At 67.3% G+C, this 17763-nt stretch carries 14 protein-coding genes; 8 read left to right on the forward strand and 6 right to left on the reverse strand.

Annotation, left to right across the window (positions count from 1 at the left end):
* Positions 1–11 precede the first annotated feature (11 nt).
* On the reverse strand, positions 12–911 hold the full coding sequence (locus GD429_RS10035) for a M24 family metallopeptidase (protein WP_152856795.1): 900 nt from the start codon (positions 909–911) through the stop codon (positions 12–14).
* Positions 912–1527: 616 nt separating this feature from the next.
* On the opposite strand from GD429_RS10035, the gene GD429_RS10040 reads away from it, so the two are divergent.
* The gene (locus GD429_RS10040) at positions 1528–2805 is read left to right on the forward strand and encodes an HAD family hydrolase (protein ID WP_152856796.1); all 1278 of its coding nucleotides are present in this window, start codon (positions 1528–1530) and stop codon (positions 2803–2805) included.
* A gap of 87 nt (positions 2806–2892) precedes the next feature.
* On the opposite strand, the gene GD429_RS10045 is transcribed toward GD429_RS10040, so the two are convergent.
* The 3 genes from GD429_RS10045 to GD429_RS10055 form a co-directional block, all read right to left on the reverse strand.
* A complete protein-coding gene (locus GD429_RS10045; RefSeq protein WP_152856797.1) occupies positions 2893–3666 on the reverse strand; it encodes a slipin family protein in 774 nt (257 codons plus the stop codon).
* Entirely contained in the window at positions 3663–5231 is a 1569-nt protein-coding gene (locus GD429_RS10050; RefSeq protein ID WP_152856798.1) for an NfeD family protein, read from the reverse strand. Before GD429_RS10050 ends, GD429_RS10045 begins: the two co-directional genes overlap by 4 nt.
* 112 nt (positions 5232–5343) lie before the next feature.
* The gene (locus GD429_RS10055) at positions 5344–6378 is read right to left on the reverse strand and encodes an AraC family transcriptional regulator (RefSeq protein ID WP_227791607.1); all 1035 of its coding nucleotides are present in this window, start codon (positions 6376–6378) and stop codon (positions 5344–5346) included.
* A gap of 136 nt (positions 6379–6514) precedes the next feature.
* Here GD429_RS10055 and GD429_RS10060 point away from each other — a divergent pair, with 136 nt between their 5' ends.
* From GD429_RS10060 to GD429_RS10090, 6 genes are all read left to right on the forward strand, one after another.
* The gene (locus tag GD429_RS10060) at positions 6515–7648 is read left to right on the forward strand and encodes an acyl-CoA dehydrogenase family protein (RefSeq protein ID WP_152856800.1); all 1134 of its coding nucleotides are present in this window, start codon (positions 6515–6517) and stop codon (positions 7646–7648) included.
* A 165-nt stretch (positions 7649–7813) separates the two neighbouring features.
* Complete coding sequence (locus GD429_RS10070; protein ID WP_152856801.1) at positions 7814–9520, forward strand: AMP-binding protein; 1707 nt, start codon at positions 7814–7816, stop codon at positions 9518–9520.
* 114 nt (positions 9521–9634) lie between these two features.
* Complete coding sequence (locus tag GD429_RS10075) at positions 9635–11164, forward strand: CoA-acylating methylmalonate-semialdehyde dehydrogenase (protein ID WP_152856802.1); 1530 nt, start codon at positions 9635–9637, stop codon at positions 11162–11164.
* A gap of 18 nt (positions 11165–11182) precedes the next feature.
* Positions 11183–12082: a 3-hydroxyisobutyrate dehydrogenase gene (gene mmsB / locus GD429_RS10080; protein WP_152856803.1), complete on the forward strand. Its 900-nt coding sequence runs from the start codon at positions 11183–11185 to the stop codon at positions 12080–12082.
* A complete protein-coding gene (locus tag GD429_RS10085) occupies positions 12082–12873 on the forward strand; it encodes an enoyl-CoA hydratase (protein WP_152856911.1) in 792 nt (263 codons plus the stop codon). The genes mmsB and GD429_RS10085 overlap by 1 nt, the downstream gene beginning before the upstream one ends.
* The gene (locus GD429_RS10090) at positions 12870–14009 is read left to right on the forward strand and encodes an enoyl-CoA hydratase/isomerase family protein (protein ID WP_152856804.1); all 1140 of its coding nucleotides are present in this window, start codon (positions 12870–12872) and stop codon (positions 14007–14009) included. Before GD429_RS10085 ends, GD429_RS10090 begins: the two co-directional genes overlap by 4 nt.
* Positions 14010–14300: 291 nt before the next feature.
* Here GD429_RS10090 and GD429_RS10100 read toward each other — a convergent pair whose 3' ends face one another.
* Together GD429_RS10100 and GD429_RS10105 are read right to left on the reverse strand one after the other, a co-directional pair.
* Positions 14301–15521: a M24 family metallopeptidase gene (locus GD429_RS10100; protein ID WP_227791608.1), complete on the reverse strand. Its 1221-nt coding sequence runs from the start codon at positions 15519–15521 to the stop codon at positions 14301–14303.
* 81 nt (positions 15522–15602) lie between these two features.
* The gene (locus GD429_RS10105) at positions 15603–16490 is read right to left on the reverse strand and encodes a hypothetical protein (RefSeq protein WP_227791609.1); all 888 of its coding nucleotides are present in this window, start codon (positions 16488–16490) and stop codon (positions 15603–15605) included.
* 119 nt (positions 16491–16609) lie between these two features.
* Between GD429_RS10105 and GD429_RS10110 the strand changes: the two genes are divergently transcribed.
* Positions 16610–17527: a LysR family transcriptional regulator gene (locus GD429_RS10110; RefSeq protein ID WP_152856807.1), complete on the forward strand. Its 918-nt coding sequence runs from the start codon at positions 16610–16612 to the stop codon at positions 17525–17527.
* The last annotated feature ends 236 nt before the right edge of the window (positions 17528–17763 follow it).

A 17763-nucleotide genomic window follows, 5' to 3' on the forward strand; every position in this document is an offset into this window, starting at 1 on the left:
GCGCGGGCACGTCAGGCGGCAGCCGGCACGGTCGCGGCGGCCTGCGCGCGATCGGCCTGGCGGCGCTGCCAGCGGCGCACGTGCGGCAGGTCGTCGTCGAGCCAGTACGCGTCGTCGTCGGTGATCACGAGCAGCTCTTCGAATTTCGCGCCGACGCCGGCGAAGCCGAGATGCGGCTCGACGGCCCACAGGCCCGGCACGGGCGCATGCTCGGAGCGGCGGTCGATCGACCACAGCGGCGACCAGCCTTGCTGCTTCGCCGCGCGGCCCTGGTCGAGCAGCAGGTTGCGCGTCGCGTTCAGCCCGAAACGTGCGACGAAGCGCGGCTTCGACAGCTTGTGGATCTTCGCGACGCGATGCGCGAGCACCTTGAACGGATAGGCCTTGTGGCGCGGCTCGACGCCCTGGCGGCGGCACAGCGCGTCGACTTCCTGCGCGACCTCGGCCATCGGCCGGCGCTCTTTCACGAGCCGCACGATCATGTCGCGGTGGTCCATCAGGTCGTCCTGCAACTGCTCGAGGATCGGGTTCTCGCCGAGGCAGTGCGCGTAGCCGACGTCGGCCACGATGCCGTCGAGCACGGGCGCGACGTCGAGGATCACCGGCATGTCGGTCTCGAGCTGACGGTTGCTCGGGAAGAACGCGAGATTGAAGCCGCCCATGTGCTTGAGGCCCGAGAAGCCCTCGAACGCGGTGCGATCGCCGAACCACGCGAACGGCTTGTGCAGCCAGTCATGCACGCCGTTGTCCTGCAGCCATTCGGTCAGCAGCCGCGCGGCTTCCTTCTCGGTAATGCCGGGGTACAGCATCGCGCCGACGGTTTCGACACAGCGGTAGGCAAGCTGCTGGACCGCGCGGAATTGCGGCAGCTCGTCGAGGTGGACTTCCGGCAGCGGATGGTGGTCGGCCATGATGCGTCTCCATATGTCGGCCGGAGTGGGCGCTTCAGCGCTTGTCGACCGGTGTTGGTGCTTCGGCACTGACTCCGGTCCCACGCAAAGCGCGCTCCGGCCCGGTGCAAAGCGGGGCGCTGATCCGGAATGCATCCGCCGGTGTTCCCGTCGCGAATTATTCAGTCAGCATTTAATGTGCCATTGAGTAATGTAACGATGATAGCCGGTTCGGCGTGGCGCGCCAGCCCCCGGGGGTGAGGATTTGTCCTAATGAGGAGCCGAAATGGAGGGGAGACTCTAGGTTTCCGGAGGTTGGGGCCGGATGGTCGCCGGCGCGCACGCGGACGGATCGCGGGCGCCGGCAGGAGGCTGTCACGAGCGGCTCCGGCGCCGGCGTGGATGGCCGCGCGTGCTGCCGCCTTGGCGACGGCACGGCATGTGATGGCCCGGCATGTCGCGCCGGATCAACTCTCCGTCGCGTCGCGACGTGACGCCGTCATATTGCCGAAATAATTTCGTCACATCATCCGCCCCCAGTTCGGAGCCGTCCCGGCTTCGCTGCGTCGATGAGCCGCCGGTGCGCCGCGCGGGATAGCGACCGAAACCGATTCGACACCCCACGGAGAGAGAGACCATGCAACGCCGCAAGTTCATGAATACCCTTGCCGCGGCGACCGCCGCGACGTCGCTGATGCTCAAGGCCGGCACGGCCGACGCGAAGAGCGCCACCGCGCCGGACACGCTGGACCCGGGCCGCTGGTCGCCGTTCAACGCCGCGCGCCTGCAGGCGGTGCTCGACCGGCATGGCGTCGCGAGTGCGCGCTACGACGAGAAGCGCCGCCCGTACGCGGTGTTCGACTGGGACAACACGTGCATCATGAACGACTGCGAAGAGGCGTTGCTGATGTACCAGATCAACCATCTGCAGTACAAGCTGACGCCGGACGAATTCGTCGACGTGATGTGGAAGGACGTGCCGAAGGGCGCGTTCGCGAAGGACTACACGACGATCGACGGCAAGCCGGTGACGATGGAAGACCTCGCCGCCGACGTCGAATCCGACTATCGCTGGCTCTACGCGAACTACCAGGGATTCGGCGGCAGCAAGAGCCTCGACGAGATTCGCGAGACCGATCAGTTCAAGGATTTCCGCGCGAAGCTGTACTACATGTACGACGCGATCTGCGATACGCACCCGCTCGAGATCGGCTACAAGTGGATCATCTACTTCTACCGGAACATGACGACGGCCGAGCTGCAGGCGATGGCGCAAGCGTCGAACAACTATGGCATCGGCGACGCGCTGCGCAAGGTGAAGTATGAAAGCCCGAAGACGCTGCCGGGCAAGGCGGGCGTCGTCGCCGCGACGCATTTCCACGGTATCCGCATTCACGAGGAGATCCGCGCGGTGATGCATACGCTGCGCGCGAACGGCATCGACGTGTACGTGAGCACCGCATCGATCGACGATGTCGTGCGCGTGTTCGCCGGCCACCCGAACTACGGCTACGGCGTGCCGCCGGAGAACGTGATCGGCCTGCGTCTCGACATGCGCGACGGCAAGTACGTCAGCCACTACCCGGACGGCTGGCATTTCAACTACGGCCCGGGCAAGACGGTCGGCATCCGCAACGTCCTCGAATCGAAGAAGGGCTATGGCCCGCTGCTGGTGTTCGGCGACAGCGACGGTGACGCGTGGATGCTGCGCGACTTCAAGGACACCGCGGCCGGCGTGATCGTCAACCGGATGAAGAAGGGCGAGATCGGCGCGGACAGCAAGCTCGCGGCCGAGCAGATCGGCAAGCCGGACGCGCGCTTCCTGCTGCAGGGCCGCGACGAGCACACGGGCCTGATGATCCCGGACGAGAAGTCGATCAAGTACGGCAAGACCGAGCGCAAGCTGCTGGCCTGACGTACGCCGGGTGTCGGGCGCCGGGCCGTCGCGGCCCTGCGTCCAGCGGGATGGACGGTGGCGTCGCGCGGGCCGGAAACGAGCGTTTCAGCGCTCGCGTGGCATGCCCAGCCGCTCCAGCAACGCCCCCAGCAGATCGATCGGCAGCGGAAATACGATCGTCGAGTTCTTGTCCGCCGCGATCGTCGTCAGCGTCTGCAGGTAACGCAACTGCATCGCCTGCGGCTGCAGCGCAAGCCGCTGCGCGGCCTGCAGCAGCTTCTCGGACGCCTGCAATTCGCCTTCCGCATGAATCACCTTCGCGCGCCGCTCGCGCTCGGCCTCGGCCTGCCGCGCGATCGCGCGCACCATCGTCTCGTTCAGGTCGACGTGCTTGATCTCGACCGTCGATACCTTGATCCCCCACGCATCGGTCTGCGCGTCGAGCGTCTTCTGGATGTCGGCGTTCAACTGCTCGCGCTCGGCCAGCAGCGCATCGAGCTCGTGCTTGCCGAGCACCGAGCGCAGCGTCGTCTGCGAAAGCTGGCTCGTCGCATCGAAGAAGCGCGCGACCTGGATCACGGCCTTCTCCGGATCGACGACGCGGAAATACACCACCGCATTCACCTTCACCGACACGTTGTCGCGCGTGATCACGTCCTGCGGCGGCACGTCGAACACGACGGTGCGCAGGTCGATCCGCACGACCTGCTGGACGATCGGGATGATCAGCACGAGCCCCGGGCCCTTCACTTTCCAGAACCGGCCGAGCATGAACACCACGCCGCGCTCGTACTCGCGGAAGATGCGGATCGACGACGCGACGAGCACCACGACGAAGACGATCAGGACGCTGCTGAAGCCGAAGGTGTAGCCCATCATGTTGGTTCTCCGTGGTGTTGTTGTTCGTGTGCCGGCACGTCGTACAGCGGGGCGACGGTGAGCAGCAATCCCTGGCGGCCGGTGACGCGCACGCGGCAGCCCGCGGCGAGCGGCACGCTGCTCGCGACGCGCCAGCGCTCGCCATGCACGCGCGCCCAGCCCGCGGCCGATGGCGCGGGGCCGGCCGCGCCGCGCGGCTGGTCGGTGCACAGGCCGTCGTCGAGCACTTCGCCGATGCTGCCGACCATCGCTTCGGCGCCCGTCACGACCGGCCGCCGCCGCGCGCGCAGCGCGACGCTCGACACGCCCGCGACGAGCAGCCCGCCGCCGAGCGCAAGGCTCGCGATCACGGGCCACGGAATCCCGTAGCCGGGGACTTCGGTATCGATCAGCATCAGCGCGCCGATCGTGAACGACACGATCCCGCCGAAACCGAGCACGCCGAAGGTCGGCAGGAACGCTTCGGCCACCAGGCAACCGAGACCGAGCAGCACGAGGCCGAGGCCCGCATAGCTGATCGGCAGCAACTGCATCGCGAACAGCCCGATCAGCAGGCAGATCGTGCCGGCGACGCCCGGCAGCACGAAGCCGGGGTTCGCGAATTCGAAGAAGAGGCCGTAGATGCCGATCGTCAGCAGGATCAGCGCGACATTCGGATCGGTGATGATCGACAGGAAGCGGCTGCGCCAGTCGGGTAGGACCACGACGAGCGGCGCATGCGCGGTCGCGAGCCGCAGCGTGCCGGCGGTGGTCGTCGCGCTGTGGCCGTCGAGCTGGCGCGCGAGGTCGGCCGGATCCTGCGCGATCAGGTCGACGACGTGCTGCGCGCGCGCCTCGGTCGCCGACGGGCTGACGGCTTCGCGCACCGCACGCTCGGCCCATTCGGCATTGCGCCCGCGCAACTGCGCGAGGCCGCGGATGTAGGCGGCGGAGTCCTGCATCGCCTTGCGGATCTCGGTCGATTGCGTGTCGGTCGGCAGCGCGGCGGGCGACGTGCCGGAGGCTTCCGATGCACCCGACGTCCCGGCCGGCGGTGCTCGCGGCGCAGCGGGGTTGGTGCCCGGCGCCGGTGCGGCGCCGCCGATGCCGAACTGCACGGGCGACGCCGCGCCGAGATTGGTGCCGGGCGCCATCGCCGCGAAGTGGCTCGCATAGACGATGTAGGTGCCCGCGCTCGCGGCCCGCGCGCCGCCCGGCGCGACGAACGCGGCGACCGGCACCGGCGAGCCGAGGATGGCCTTGATGATCTGCCGCATCGACGTGTCGAGGCCGCCGGGCGTGTCGAGCTGCAGGATCGCGAGCGGCGCGTGCTCGTGCGCGGCGCGATCGAGCGAGCGAACGATGAAGTCGGCGCTGGCCGGCCCGATCGCACCGTTGATCGGGATCACGATGACCGGGCGCGCGGCTGCGGGTGCAGCGGCGGGCAGCGCCGCAGCGACGGCCGCGCATACGACGAGCAGCGCCGCGAACAGCGCGGCGCGCGCGACCCGCGCGGGCAGCGGGTGAAGGGGGCGGCCGTCTGGCGCGGCAGGCGCCGGCGGCGGCCCGTGACGGTGGAGGCGCATCGGGGCGTCCGGGCGGCGCACAATCGCACGCCGCCCGGCTCGCGGAAAGGGCGTTGGCCCGATGCTTAAAGATTAGGCGGTTTCGGCGGAAAGCGCGAAGGCGGGGCCGGATTCAGCCCGCGCCGCCGCCGCGCGCGAGCACTTCGTCGCGATAGTCGGCCGGGCTGCGCCCGCTCCATTTGCGAAACGCACGATAGAACGCGCTTGGTTCCGCGAAGCCGGTCGCGGCCGCGACGTCGGCGATCGTGCGCGCGGGGTCGGCCAGCGCCTCGAACGCGAGATCGCGCCGCAGCGCATCCTTGATCGACTGGTATGCCTGGCCTTCCTGGTGCAGCTTGCGGCGCAGCGTGGCTTCGGCCACGTGCAGCCGCGCGGCCATCCCGCCCGCGCCCGGCCACGCGGCGGGCGGCATCCCGCGCAGCACCGCGCGCACGCGCTGCGCGAGCGCGTTCGGGTTGCGGTACTTGACGATGAAGCTCGCCGGCGCGTTGCGCAGGAACGTCTTCAGCGTCTTCACGTTCTGCACGACCGGCAGCGTCGCGAATTCGGGATCGAAATCGACATACGAATCGGGCTCGTTGAAACGCATGTCATCGCAGAACATCGACGGGTATTCGTGATCGGCGGGCGGCGTGTCGCAGCGGAAGCTCGCATGCAGCAGCGGGATACGCCGCCCGATCAGCCAGCAGGTCAGCCCGTAGACGATGATGAAATAGGTCGCGTACGTGAACATCGCGGGCGTCGCGCCGTTGTTGCGGTGCACGAAGCGCAGCCGCACGCGCTGCGGGTTCGCGTCGAGCTCCGCGTGCAGGTCGTCGAGCACGCAGTGCATGAAATTCACCGCGCGCGCCATCGCGTGCAGCCCGTCGCGCGCGGACAGCGCGGCCTGGCTCATCGCGATGAAGCTGCCGCTGCGCATCGGGTGGCGATCCTGCCCGAAAAACTCGTCGTCGAGCGCGCGCGCGATCGCGTTCCACAGCGCGCCGTATTGCTGCGCGGACACGCGTGCGCGCGGCTGCCCGAGCAGCGCGGGCGCGATGCCGGCCTGCGCGAGCAGCGGCTCGGCCGCGACGCCGCGCCGGGTCGCGAGCGCGACGCTGTAAGCGACGAGGCTGATCGCGACGGTTCCCTTGTCTTCCTGCTTCATCGTGCCGCCGGTGTGGCAAAAACGCTCAGTGTAAATGAGCGACGCGAGCATCGAACAGTCGCGCGCGCTTGCCTACACTTGTTGCATCGAAACGCAAGGACGGTCGCGCCCGGCGGCCGCGGGAGACAGCAGCACCATGGACGAGCTTTACACCGAAGACCAGCGGATGATCCGCGACGCCGCGCGCGCCTTTGCCACCGAGATGCTGGCGCCGAACGCCGCGCAGTGGGACCACGATGCGCAACTGCCCGACGCCGTCGTCGCGCAGCTCGGCGAGCTTGGCCTGCTCGGGATGATCGTGCCGCAGGAGCTGGGCGGCTCGTATACGGACTACGTCGCGTATGCGCTGGCGATGGAGGAAATCGCCGCCGGCGACGCCGCGTGCGCGACGCTGATGAGCGTGCACAACTCGGTCGGCTGCGGCCCGATCCTCGGCTTCGGCACGCCGGCGCAGAAAGAGCGCTGGCTGGCCGACATGGCGTCCGGCCGCGTGATCGGCGCGTTCTGCCTGACCGAGCCGCAAGCCGGTTCCGAGGCGCACAACCTGCGCACGCGCGCGGAGCTGCGCGACGGTAAATGGGTGCTGAACGGCGCGAAACAGTTCGTGACCAACGGCCGGCGCGCCGGTGTCGCGATCGTTTTTGCCATGACCGACCCGGAAGCCGGCAAGCGCGGCATTTCCGCGTTCCTGGTGCCGACCGACACGCCGGGCTTCATCGTCGGCAAGCCCGAGAAGAAGATGGGTATCCGCGCGTCGGATACGTGCCCGATCACGTTCGAGAACTGCGCGATTCCGGAAGAGAACCTGCTCGGCAATCGCGGCGAAGGGCTGAAGATCGCGTTGTCGAATCTCGAGGGCGGCCGGATCGGCATTGCCGCGCAGGCGCTCGGCATCGCGCGCGCCGCGTTCGACAAGGCACGCCGTTATGCGGGCGAGCGCGTGCAGTTCGGCAAGCCGATCGCCGAGCATCAGGCGATCCAGCAGAAGCTCGCCGACATGGCCACGCAGATCAACGCCGCGCGCCTGCTCGTGCATCACGCGGCGAAGCTGCGCACGGCCGGGCTGCCGTGCCTGTCGGAAGCGTCGCAGGCGAAGCTGTTCGCGTCCGAGATGGCCGAGCGCGTGTGCTCGGACGCGATCCAGATCCACGGCGGCTACGGCTACCTGGTCGATTACGAAGTCGAGCGTCATTATCGCGACGCGCGCATCACGCAGATTTACGAAGGCACCAGCGAAGTGCAGCGGATGGTGATCGCGCGGCAGCTTTGAGTCGCGGCGGTCGCGTCGACAGAACGGAAGCATCACGCAGGGCACGAGGGCAGCGCGGTGAACGCGGCACGCAACGACGTGACCGTGCGCCGTGCAAAACGGAATCGGGCATGTGCTGCAGCGCGTGCGCCGGTTGACCGCGACGCATGGAGACTGGAGGAAACGATGACGGTACAGGCATTCCTGGACGCACGCGACTTTCTGCTGCGCCATCGCACCGACTACGAAACCGCGTACCGCGATTTCGAGTGGCCGGTGCTCGATGCGTTCAACTGGGCGCTCGACTACTTCGACCCGATGGCGCGCGGCAACGACCGGCCCGCGCTGTGGATCGTCGACGCGGCGACCGGCACGGGCGATCCGTATTCGTTCGCGCAGATGTCCGAACGTTCGTCGCGGATCGCGAACTGGCTGCGCTCGGTCGGCGTCGTGCGCGGCGATCGCATCCTGCTGATGCTGCCGAACCGTGTCGAACTGTGGGACGCGATGCTCGCCGCGATGAAGCTCGGCGCGATCGTGCTGCCCGCCACCACGCAACTGTCGGCCGACGACGTGCGCGACCGCGTGCAGATCGGCGGCGCGAAATACGCGATCGTCGACGAGAACGAAACCGCGAAATTCGAACAGCCCGACCTCGGCCTCGCGCGGAAGATCGTCGCCGGCGCGCCGCGCGCGGGCTGGCTCGCGATGAACGACGGCTATGCGGCGAGCGCCGCGTTCGAGCCGGACGCCGTCACGCACGCGAGCGATCCGATGCTGCTGTATTTCACGTCGGGCACGACGTCGAAGCCGAAGCTCGTCGAGCATACGCACCGCACTTATCCGGTCGGCCATCTGTCGACGATGTACTGGGTCGGCCTGCAGCCGGGCGACATCCACTGGAACATCAGCTCGCCGGGCTGGGCGAAGCACGCGTGGAGCTGCTTCTTCGCGCCGTGGAACGCGCAGGCGTGCGTGTTCGCGTTCAACTATGCGCGCTTCGAGCCGAAGGTCGTGCTCGATGCGCTCGTCAAATACCAGGTGACGACGCTGTGCGCGCCGCCGACCGTATGGCGCATGCTCGTGCAGCAGCCGCTCGCGTTGTTCGACGTGAAGCTGCGCGAGATCGTCGGCGCGGGCGAGCCGCTGAATCCCGAGATCATCGAGCGCGTGAAGAAGGCGTGGGGCATCACGATCCGCGACGGCTACGGCCAGACCGAGACGACCTGCCTGATCGGCAACTCGCCGGGCCAGCCGGTCGTTGCAGGCTCGATGGGCCGGCCGCTGCCCGGCTACCGCGTCGCGCTGCTCGATCCGGACGGCGCGCCCGTGACCGAAGGCGAGGTTGCGCTGCCGATCGGCCCGGACGTCACGCGCCCGGTCGGGCTGATGAACGGCTATGCGAACAACCCCGACGCGACCGCCTACGCGATGCGCGACGGCCATTACCGCACGTCGGACATCGCGATGCGCGGCGACGACGGCTATTACGTGTATATCGGCCGCGCGGACGACGTGTTCAAGTCGTCCGACTACCGGTTGAGCCCGTTCGAACTCGAGAGCGTGCTGATCGAGCATCCGGCGATCGCCGAGGCGGCCGTCGTGCCGAGCCCCGACCCCGTGCGGCTGTCGGTGCCGAAGACCTTCATCACGCTGCGGCAGGGCTACGAGGAAAGCCCCGCGCTCGCGCTGGAGATCTTCCGTTTCTCGCGCGACAAGCTCGCGGCGTACAAGCGCATCCGCCGCCTGCAGTTCGCGGAGCTGCCGAAGACGATCTCGGGGAAGATCCGCCGCGTCGAGCTGCGCCGCCGCGAGATCGAGCGCGGCGACGACGCGGCCGCGCGGATGCCCGGCGAATACTGGGAAGAAGATTTTGCCGCCGAATTGAAATGAAATGACCGACCGCGGGCCGCGCGCGCCGCATTCCGTGGCCGCCGCCCGCAGCCGAATTGAACCGGCCGCGCGGCGGTATTGCGCTTCGCGGCCCTCTGCAAGGAGATAGGATCGATGAACGCGAATCCGACGCCCCAGAAGGGGCAAGACGTGCCGACGGTCAAGCTGCTGATCGACGGCGCCTTCGTCGAGTCCGCCACGAAAGAGTGGCGCGACATCGTCAACCCGGCCACGCAGCAGGTGCTCGCGCGCGTGCCGTTCGCGACCGTCGCGGAAGTCGATGCGGCCGTGCAGGCCGCGCACGCCGCGTATGCGACGTGGAAGAACACGCCGATCGCCACGCGCATGCGCATCATGCTGAAGTTCCAGGATCTCGTGCGCACGAACCAGCAGCGCATCGCGAAGACGCTGACGGCCGAGCAGGGCAAGACGATTCCCGATGCCGAGGGCGACATCTTCCGTGGCCTCGAAGTGGTCGAGCATGCGTGTTCGATCGGCTCGCTGCAGCTCGGCGAATTCGCGGAGAACGTCGCGGGCGGCGTCGACACCTACACGCTGCGCCAGCCGCTCGGCGTGTGCGCGGGCATCACGCCGTTCAACTTCCCCGCGATGATTCCGCTGTGGATGTTCCCGATGGCGATCGTGTGCGGCAACACGTTCGTGCTGAAGCCGTCCGAGCAGGACCCGATGTCGACGATGGAGCTCGTCCAGCTCGCGCTCGAGGCCGGCGTACCCAAAGGTATACTGAACGTCGTGCACGGCGGCAAGGAAGTCGTCGATGCGATCTGCACGCATCCGCTCGTGAAGGCGATCTCGTTCGTCGGCTCGACCACCGTCGGCACGCACGTGTACAACCTCGGCAGCGCGCACGGCAAGCGCGTGCAGTCGATGATGGGCGCGAAGAACCACGCGGTGGTGCTGCCCGATGCGAACCGCGAGCAGACGATCAATGCACTCGTCGGCGCCGGCTTCGGCGCGGCCGGGCAGCGCTGCATGGCGACGTCGGTCGCGGTGCTGGTCGGCGAAGCGCGCGACTGGCTGCCCGACCTCGTCGCAAAGGCGAAGCTGTTGAAGGTGAATGCGGGCGCGGAAGCCGGCACCGACGTCGGCCCGGTCGTGTCGAAGACCGCGAAGGAACGCATCCTGTCGCTGATCGAAGCGGGCGTGAACGAAGGCGCGAAGCTCGAGCTCGACGGCCGCGACGTGAAGGTGGCCGGCTACGAAAGCGGCAACTTCATCGGCCCGACGATCTTCTCGGGCGTGAAGACCGACATGTCGATCTATACGCACGAAATCTTCGGCCCGGTGCTCGTCGTGCTCGAAGCCGACACGCTCGACGACGCGATCGCGCTCGTCAACCGCAATCCGATGGGCAACGGCGTCGGGTTGTTCACGCAAAGCGGCGCGGCCGCGCGCAAGTTCCAGAGCGAAATCGACGTCGGTCAGGTCGGAATCAACATCCCGATCCCGGTGCCGGTGCCGTTCTTCAGCTTCACCGGTTCGCGCGGCTCGAAGCTCGGCGACCTCGGCCCGTACGGCAAGCAGGTCGTGCAGTTCTACACGCAGACGAAGACGGTCACCGCGCGCTGGTTCGACGACGACACGACGGCCGGCCCCGTGAATACGACGATCCGGCTGCATTGAGCGGCGGAGGACACGACCATGAAAATCGGATTTATCGGCCTGGGCCACATGGGTGCGCCGATGGCGCTGAACCTGTTGAAGGCCGGCCATGAAGTGCATGCGTTCGACCTGAGCGCCGATGCATTGCGCGCGCTGCAGGACGCCGGCGCGCAGGTTGCCGCGTCGCCACGCGACGCCGCGTCGGGCGCGACGTTCGTGATCACGATGCTGCCGGCCGCGCCGCACGTGCGTTCGGTGCTGTCCGGCGAGAACGGCGTGCTGGCCGGCCTCGACGCGGGCGCGACCGTGATCGATTCGAGCACGATCGACCCGGCGAGCGCGCAGGCGTTCGGCGCGCTGGTGCGCGAGCACGGCGGCGCGTTCGTCGATGCGCCGGTATCGGGCGGCACCGGCGGCGCGGCGGCCGGCACGCTGACCTTCATGGTCGGCGGCAGCGACGTGGATTTCGAGCGCGTGAAGCCGGTGCTCGCCGGCATGGGCAAGAACATCGTCCATTGCGGCGCGACGGGCATGGGGCAGGTCGCGAAGGTCTGCAACAACCTCGTGCTCGGCATCTCGATGGCGGCCGTGTCGGAGGCGATGTCGCTCGGCGTCGCGCTCGGCATCGACCCGAAGGTGCTGGCCGGCATCGTCAACACGTCGACGGGCCGCTGCTGGAGCTCGGACACGTACAACCCGTATCCGGGCGTGATCGACACCGCGCCGTCGTCGCGCGGCTACTCGGGCGGCTTCGGCACCGACCTGATGCTGAAGGATCTCGGCCTCGCGAACGATGCGGCGAAGCAGGCGCGCCAGCCCGTCTATCTCGGCGCGCTCGCGCAGCAGCTGTACCAGACGATGAGCAGCCGCGGCGACGGGCAGCTCGATTTCTCGGCGGTGATCCGCCTGTACCAACCGGCAACGAAGAAGGACGCGTGATGATCGAACTGGACTACGTCGACGACGGCGCGATCGCGTGTGCGACGCTCAAGCGTCCGCCCGCGAACGCCTTTACCGCCGACGGGCTGCAGCAACTGCAGGAAACCGTCGCCGAACTGAATGCGAACCCGCGCGTGCGCGCGCTGGTGATCACCGGCGACGGCCCGAAGTTCTTCAGCGCGGGCGCCGACCTCAACACGTTCGCCGACGGCGATCGCGCCATCGCGCGCGCGATGGCGTCGCGCTTCGGCGCGGCGTTCGAGGCGCTGCACGATGTGCGCGTCGTGACGATCGCGGCGATCAACGGTTACGCGATGGGCGGCGGCCTCGAATGCGCGCTCGCGTGCGACCTGCGGATCGCCGAGACGCATGCGCAGATGGCGCTGCCCGAGCCGTCGGTCGGCCTGCTGCCGTGCGGGCTCGGCACGCAGACGCTGCCCTGGCTCGTCGGCGAAGGCTGGGCGAAGAAGATCATCTTGACCGGCGCGCGCGTCGACGCGGCGACGGCGCTCAGGATCGGCCTCGTCGAAGACGTGGTCGAGAGCGGCACGGCACGCGATGCGGCGCTGGCGCTGGCGCGCAATGTCGCGCGGCAAAGCCCGCACGCGGTTGCGTACAGCAAGGAGCTGATCGGCCTCGCGCGCCGCGGCGTGCCGCGCAGCGCGGCGCTTGCGGTCGAGCGCGAACGCTTCGTCGACCTGTTCGACACGAACGATCCGCGCGAAGGCGTGGCCGCGTTTCTCGGCAAGCGCGCGCCGCAATGGAACACCGACGGAGAGCCGCAACGATGAGCACGCCGGTCACGAATCACGACGCGTTCGCGGAAGCCGCGCCCGAGGTGCTGTTCCGCGTGGTGAACCGCGTGGCGCTGATCACGCTGAACCGTCCGGCCGCGCTCAACGCGCTGTCGTACGCGATGATCGGCGAGCTGGCCGCGTTTTTCGAGCGTTGCCGTCACGACGACCAGATCGTCGCGGTCGTGTTGCGCGGCGCGGGCGAGAAGGGCTTCTGCGCGGGCGGCGACGTGCGCGCGCTGTACCGGATGGTCGCACAGCGCGACACCTGGCTGCCGTTCTTCGTCGACGAATACCGGCTCGACCATGCGATCCACACGTTCCCGAAGCCGGTGGTCGCGCTGATGGACGGCGTGACGATGGGCGGCGGCATGGGCCTCGCGCAAGGCGCGGCGCTGCGCGTCGCGACCGAGCGCAGCAAGATCGCGATGCCGGAAACGCGCATCGGCCTCGTGCCCGATGTCGGCGCGACGCATTTCCTGGCGCGCATGCCGGTCGAGCTCGAGCTGTACGTGGGGCTGACCGGCGCGATGCTGTCGGGCGCCGACGCGCTGACCGCGAAGCTCGCGGACCTGTGCGTGCCGTCCGCGTGGCTCGATACGTTCGAGACGCGCATCGAAAGCGTCAAGTGGGACGGCGACGTGCTGCCGGCGCTGCGCAAGGTGTTCGAACCGCCGTGCAATGTCGTGCCGCATGCGGCGCTCGACAGCCAGATGCCGTGGATCGTTCGTCACTTCGACAAGCGTTCGACCGTCGAGCGGATCGTCGCGACGCTGACGCAGGATCTTGCGCGCGACGAGCTGACGCGCGAGCATCGTCAATGGCTGCAGGCGACCCTCGATGCGCTCGCCGGCCATTCGCCGACGATGCTGCACGTGACGCGCGAAGCGCTACTGCGCGGCCGGCAGATGACGCTTGCCGAATCGTTCCGGATGGAGCTCGGCATCGTTGCGCGCGCGATCGAGGAAGGCGACTTCTGCGAAGGCGTGCGTGCGCATCTCGTCGACAAGGATCGCAAGCCGCGCTGGGCGCCCGCATCGCTCGTCGAGGTGCGAGCCGAACGCGTGCGGCATTTCCTGACGTCGCCGTGGAAGCTGTTCGCGCATCCGCTCGCCGATCTCGGCGTGGCGTAAGTACCCGACGCGCCGTGCGGCGCGTCGGCTTCCACTCATCTCGCCGCGCTAAGAGACGGTTTCAAAAAGGCCCCGTGCAAGCCGCGGCGCGAGAAGAGCCCGGGCCGCCTGCCTGATTCGAATCGCGCCTCGCTAATCGTGTTCGCGCTCAAGACCGGACTGCACTCGCGCGTGGCGTGGAGTGTGGTGGCGTTCATCGCAAGCTCGTAGTGTGGGGATGAGGGCCACATTGGCGTCGCCGGACTCTGCCGTCGGTCTTTTGATGCGAACCGGATCGGTCGCGCGCGGCGTTCAGGCGAGCAGACGGTGCTCGAACGGGTAGTCGGACAGCAGCTCGAGCTGGCCGTCGTCGCGCACGTACACCTGTTCCTCGAGCTTCACACCCTCGCCACCGTCCTCATGGCCGATGTAGCTCTCGATGCACAGCGTCATGCCGGGTTCGATCACGCCGTCATAGCCCTTTGCATCGTTGTCCTCGCGATGGCAGATGTACGGGTATTCGCCTGTCATCCCGACGCCGTGGGCCAGCGCGAAATAGCGGCGTGCGCGGTACGGCTGCGGGATCTGCCACGCCTTCGCGATGAATTCCTGGAATGTGGTGCCGGCCTTTACGTTCTCCATGTTCGTGTGGATCTGGTCATAGGCGAGGCGGTATAGCGTCTTTTGCGCGGTGGACGCGGGGCCGTCGCCGCATAGAAAAGTGCGCGAGAAATCCGCGTAGTAGCCGAAGCGGCCCACCACATCGGTATCGAGCCCGACCAGTTCTCCCGCCTGGATCTTGCGTGGGCTGCTTTCCTGGAACCATGGATTCGTGCGCGGGCCCGAGCTTATCAGGCGGGTCTCGACGTAGTCGCCGTCGGTCTCGATCACATGCTGATGCAGGTACGACCACAGCTCGTTCTCGCTGATGCCGGGCACGAGGGCAGCCTCGAGCTTGTGCACGCCCGCTTCCGCCGCGCGCAGTGACGCGCGGATCATCTTGATCTCGTTCTTCACCTTGATTGCACGGGCGCGCTCGAGCGGCTCCTGGGCGTCCGAGATCTCGTAGCCGCGCGCTTGCAACGCAAATGCGGCCGCCGATGTCGCACTTTCGATCGCGATCCGCTTGCCGCCACCGCACGCGCGAACCAGGTCGTCAATCTCGTCCGCCCAGCGCTCGGTGATCTGACGCAGCATGTCGTCACAAAAGTAGTACGAGATCGCGGTGGCCGGCCGGACTTCATCCACGGTATCGAGTCCGTCGGCCAGGAATTCGCATCCCGCGTATTCGAACAGCACCACCTTTCCCTCGGCCGGCACGAATAGATAGCGTGCGGGATTACGCATCGAATACACCTGCATGTTGCGCGAGCCGGTTGCATATCGCATGTGGGTAGGGTCGAACAGGATCGCGGCGGTCAGGTCGCGTTTCTTCAGTTCGCGGCGAACCGCGGCAAGCCGGTCGCGCTGGATCTGGGCGACTTCGTCGGCGGTTGGCTCGCAATCTTCCGGGCGGTGAGTCGGTCGAAGCATCGTCATGATGGTAGGGGGAGCGTTATAGGTATCAGTACAACGAAATAATGCGATGGGTTGGCCCATCGGGAACTCACATCGTCAGTCGACCAGGGTGTCCGCGCGGACCAGTTTCTGTTCGGCTTCCAGGTGCATTTCGGATACGCGGCCGTACAACTGGCGGGTTCGCTCGAGACGGCCGACCACGCCGGGCCTTTTCGAATAGGCGAAGATCGTGGTGTGACGATCGATGTCGCCGCGTACCTGGGTTACGCGGTGCAGCGAGAAGCGGCCCTTGAACAGTTGCAGATCGCCCGGCTGCAGCGTAATCACGCTAATCGGCGTGCGCGTCTCTCCGCGCACCACGGCGCCGACCGCATCGTAGTTTTCGCCCTCGGGCGACCGGATGTTCGGGCAGTACTCGAAATCGCCGCCTGCCGTGGGCTGCTGCGTCATCATCGACACGATGAATTCGTTGGTGTCGTAGTGCCACGGCTGTTCGGTGCCGGGCGGCATGACGTTCTGAACCAGCCCGGCGTACGGGTCCGCGTATTCCCAGATCTGCGTTTCGCCGAGACACGCGGCGACGAATTGCTTCATCGCACGCGCCACGTAAATCCGGTGAACGATTGCATCGGCCGGGATCACGTCGCGCGTGACGAAGCCGCTCGTACGATCCATGAAGATACGGCGGGGGTCATCGGGGGGCAGCGCCGGGTCGTCGGCGGTGAAATACGCATTGACCTTGCGGCTCGAGAAATAGGTTTTTTTCGCGAAGCCGAGCCCTTCGACGCGCGCCTGTTCCAGTGCGGCGGGGCGCAGGAAGCCGCGCAGGACCGCGCTGCCGCTGCCGGCCAGCTGGGCCCGGCAAGTTGCGAGCAGGTCGCGCATTCGCGATTGCCCGGGTTCATGCAACGGATAGCGGTCGGTGTCGACGATATCGCTCAGATCGGTACATTCTGCGTCGGCGAGAGGCAGGCTTGCTTGCACGGTTGGCTCCAGTTTCGAGGGATGAGGGGTTTGTGGCCTGAATTGTTTTCGACAACAATCGGCCTATCGATGCGCCCATGATTCGATCGACAAATTCCCTTGCAAAGCGAGTAATTTCGATGACTTCCATCAGCGAACCCGATTGGTCTCAACTCAGCTCGCTCGACGGAGAACTCGTGCGCGCGTTCATCACGGTGGTCGACAGTGGCAGCGTGACCGCCGCTGCCAGGCAGATGCACCGGACGCAATCGACGATCAGCCTTCGCATCCGTACGCTCGAAGAGCGGCTGGAAACGCACCTGTTTCTGCGCGACAGTCGCCGTCTGGCATTGTCGAGAGACGGGGAAAACTTCCTGATTCATGCGCGCCGCATCATTCAGGTGCAGAACGAAGCGATAGCCGCACTCAAACGCACGGGCCGTCATGGCGTGATCCGCTTCGGCTTGCCTGAGGATTACGCGGAGCTCTGGTTGCCCGATCTGCTCGAAAAGTTCTATCGCCTACGGCCGGATGCGCGCCCGCATATCGACTGCAGAATGTCGCTGGAGCTGATCGAGCGCCTGCAGGCGGGCGAGCTCGACCTGGCACTGGTCGTCAGGCACAACACGCAAAGCGGCGGTCGTCATCTCGGCCGCGAGGACGTGGTGTGGGCCGCGCATCGCGATTTCGTATTACCGGATGGCGCGTCCGTGCCGCTCGCGCTGTTTCCGGAAACATGCTGCTACCGTCAGCGCGGACTCGCGGCACTGGCGGCACTCGGGCGGCCGTATCACGTGGTCTACACGAGCCAGAGCCCGACCGGCATCAAGGTCGCCGTCAATCACGGTGCGGCGGTGACGATCATCGACCGCTGCACGCTGCCCGCGAACTGGCGCGTGTTGAACATGGAAGACGGCTTGCCGGCGCTGCCGCCCGCCGATCTCGAGCTGCTCCGCTCACCCGGCAATCGCGATCCTGCCGCCGACGATCTGGCCCTGCTGATCGAGACGATGGTCGAGGAACGCCGCCGCGCGGCGAGCGCGCTGTCGCCCGCCTGAATGATCGCGCGTCACATCCGGTAGCCTCGGGTGACCCGGGCCGCACGGAACGACGCGATCGATCGGCCTCTCCGATGGTTCATATCGGAATTCCTCGCTATCAAAGGGAAATTGGCGCAATAAATATATCGGTGAGCGAACGGATGACCGTTGCCCCGGATGCCGGTGTCCGCGCGATCGCGCCCGCCCGGTTCCATCGGCCGCGTGATGTCCTGCCCAAGTTCGTCCCCATCCAA

Origin of the sequence: Burkholderia sp. BE17 (assembly GCF_009362305.1) — a bacterium.
In the GTDB taxonomy this organism is placed as follows: domain Bacteria; phylum Pseudomonadota; class Gammaproteobacteria; order Burkholderiales; family Burkholderiaceae; genus Burkholderia; species Burkholderia pyrrocinia_C.

Coding starts and splice junctions, on each gene's coding strand:
- GD429_RS10090 (WP_152856804.1), top strand. CDS start 12,870: ATGAGCACGCCGGTCACGAATCACGACGCGTTCGCGGAAGCCGCGCCC.
- GD429_RS10040 (WP_152856796.1), top strand. CDS start 1,528: ATGCAACGCCGCAAGTTCATGAATACCCTTGCCGCGGCGACCGCCGCG.
- mmsB (WP_152856803.1), top strand. CDS start 11,183: ATGAAAATCGGATTTATCGGCCTGGGCCACATGGGTGCGCCGATGGCG.
- GD429_RS10110 (WP_152856807.1), top strand. CDS start 16,610: ATGACTTCCATCAGCGAACCCGATTGGTCTCAACTCAGCTCGCTCGAC.
- GD429_RS10050 (WP_152856798.1), bottom strand. CDS start 5,231: ATGCGCCTCCACCGTCACGGGCCGCCGCCGGCGCCTGCCGCGCCAGAC.
- GD429_RS10085 (WP_152856911.1), top strand. CDS start 12,082: ATGATCGAACTGGACTACGTCGACGACGGCGCGATCGCGTGTGCGACG.
- GD429_RS10055 (WP_227791607.1), bottom strand. CDS start 6,378: ATGAAGCAGGAAGACAAGGGAACCGTCGCGATCAGCCTCGTCGCTTAC.
- GD429_RS10075 (WP_152856802.1), top strand. CDS start 9,635: ATGAACGCGAATCCGACGCCCCAGAAGGGGCAAGACGTGCCGACGGTC.
- GD429_RS10060 (WP_152856800.1), top strand. CDS start 6,515: ATGGACGAGCTTTACACCGAAGACCAGCGGATGATCCGCGACGCCGCG.
- GD429_RS10035 (WP_152856795.1), bottom strand. CDS start 911: ATGGCCGACCACCATCCGCTGCCGGAAGTCCACCTCGACGAGCTGCCG.
- GD429_RS10100 (WP_227791608.1), bottom strand. CDS start 15,521: ATGCTTCGACCGACTCACCGCCCGGAAGATTGCGAGCCAACCGCCGAC.
- GD429_RS10070 (WP_152856801.1), top strand. CDS start 7,814: ATGACGGTACAGGCATTCCTGGACGCACGCGACTTTCTGCTGCGCCAT.
- GD429_RS10045 (WP_152856797.1), bottom strand. CDS start 3,666: ATGATGGGCTACACCTTCGGCTTCAGCAGCGTCCTGATCGTCTTCGTC.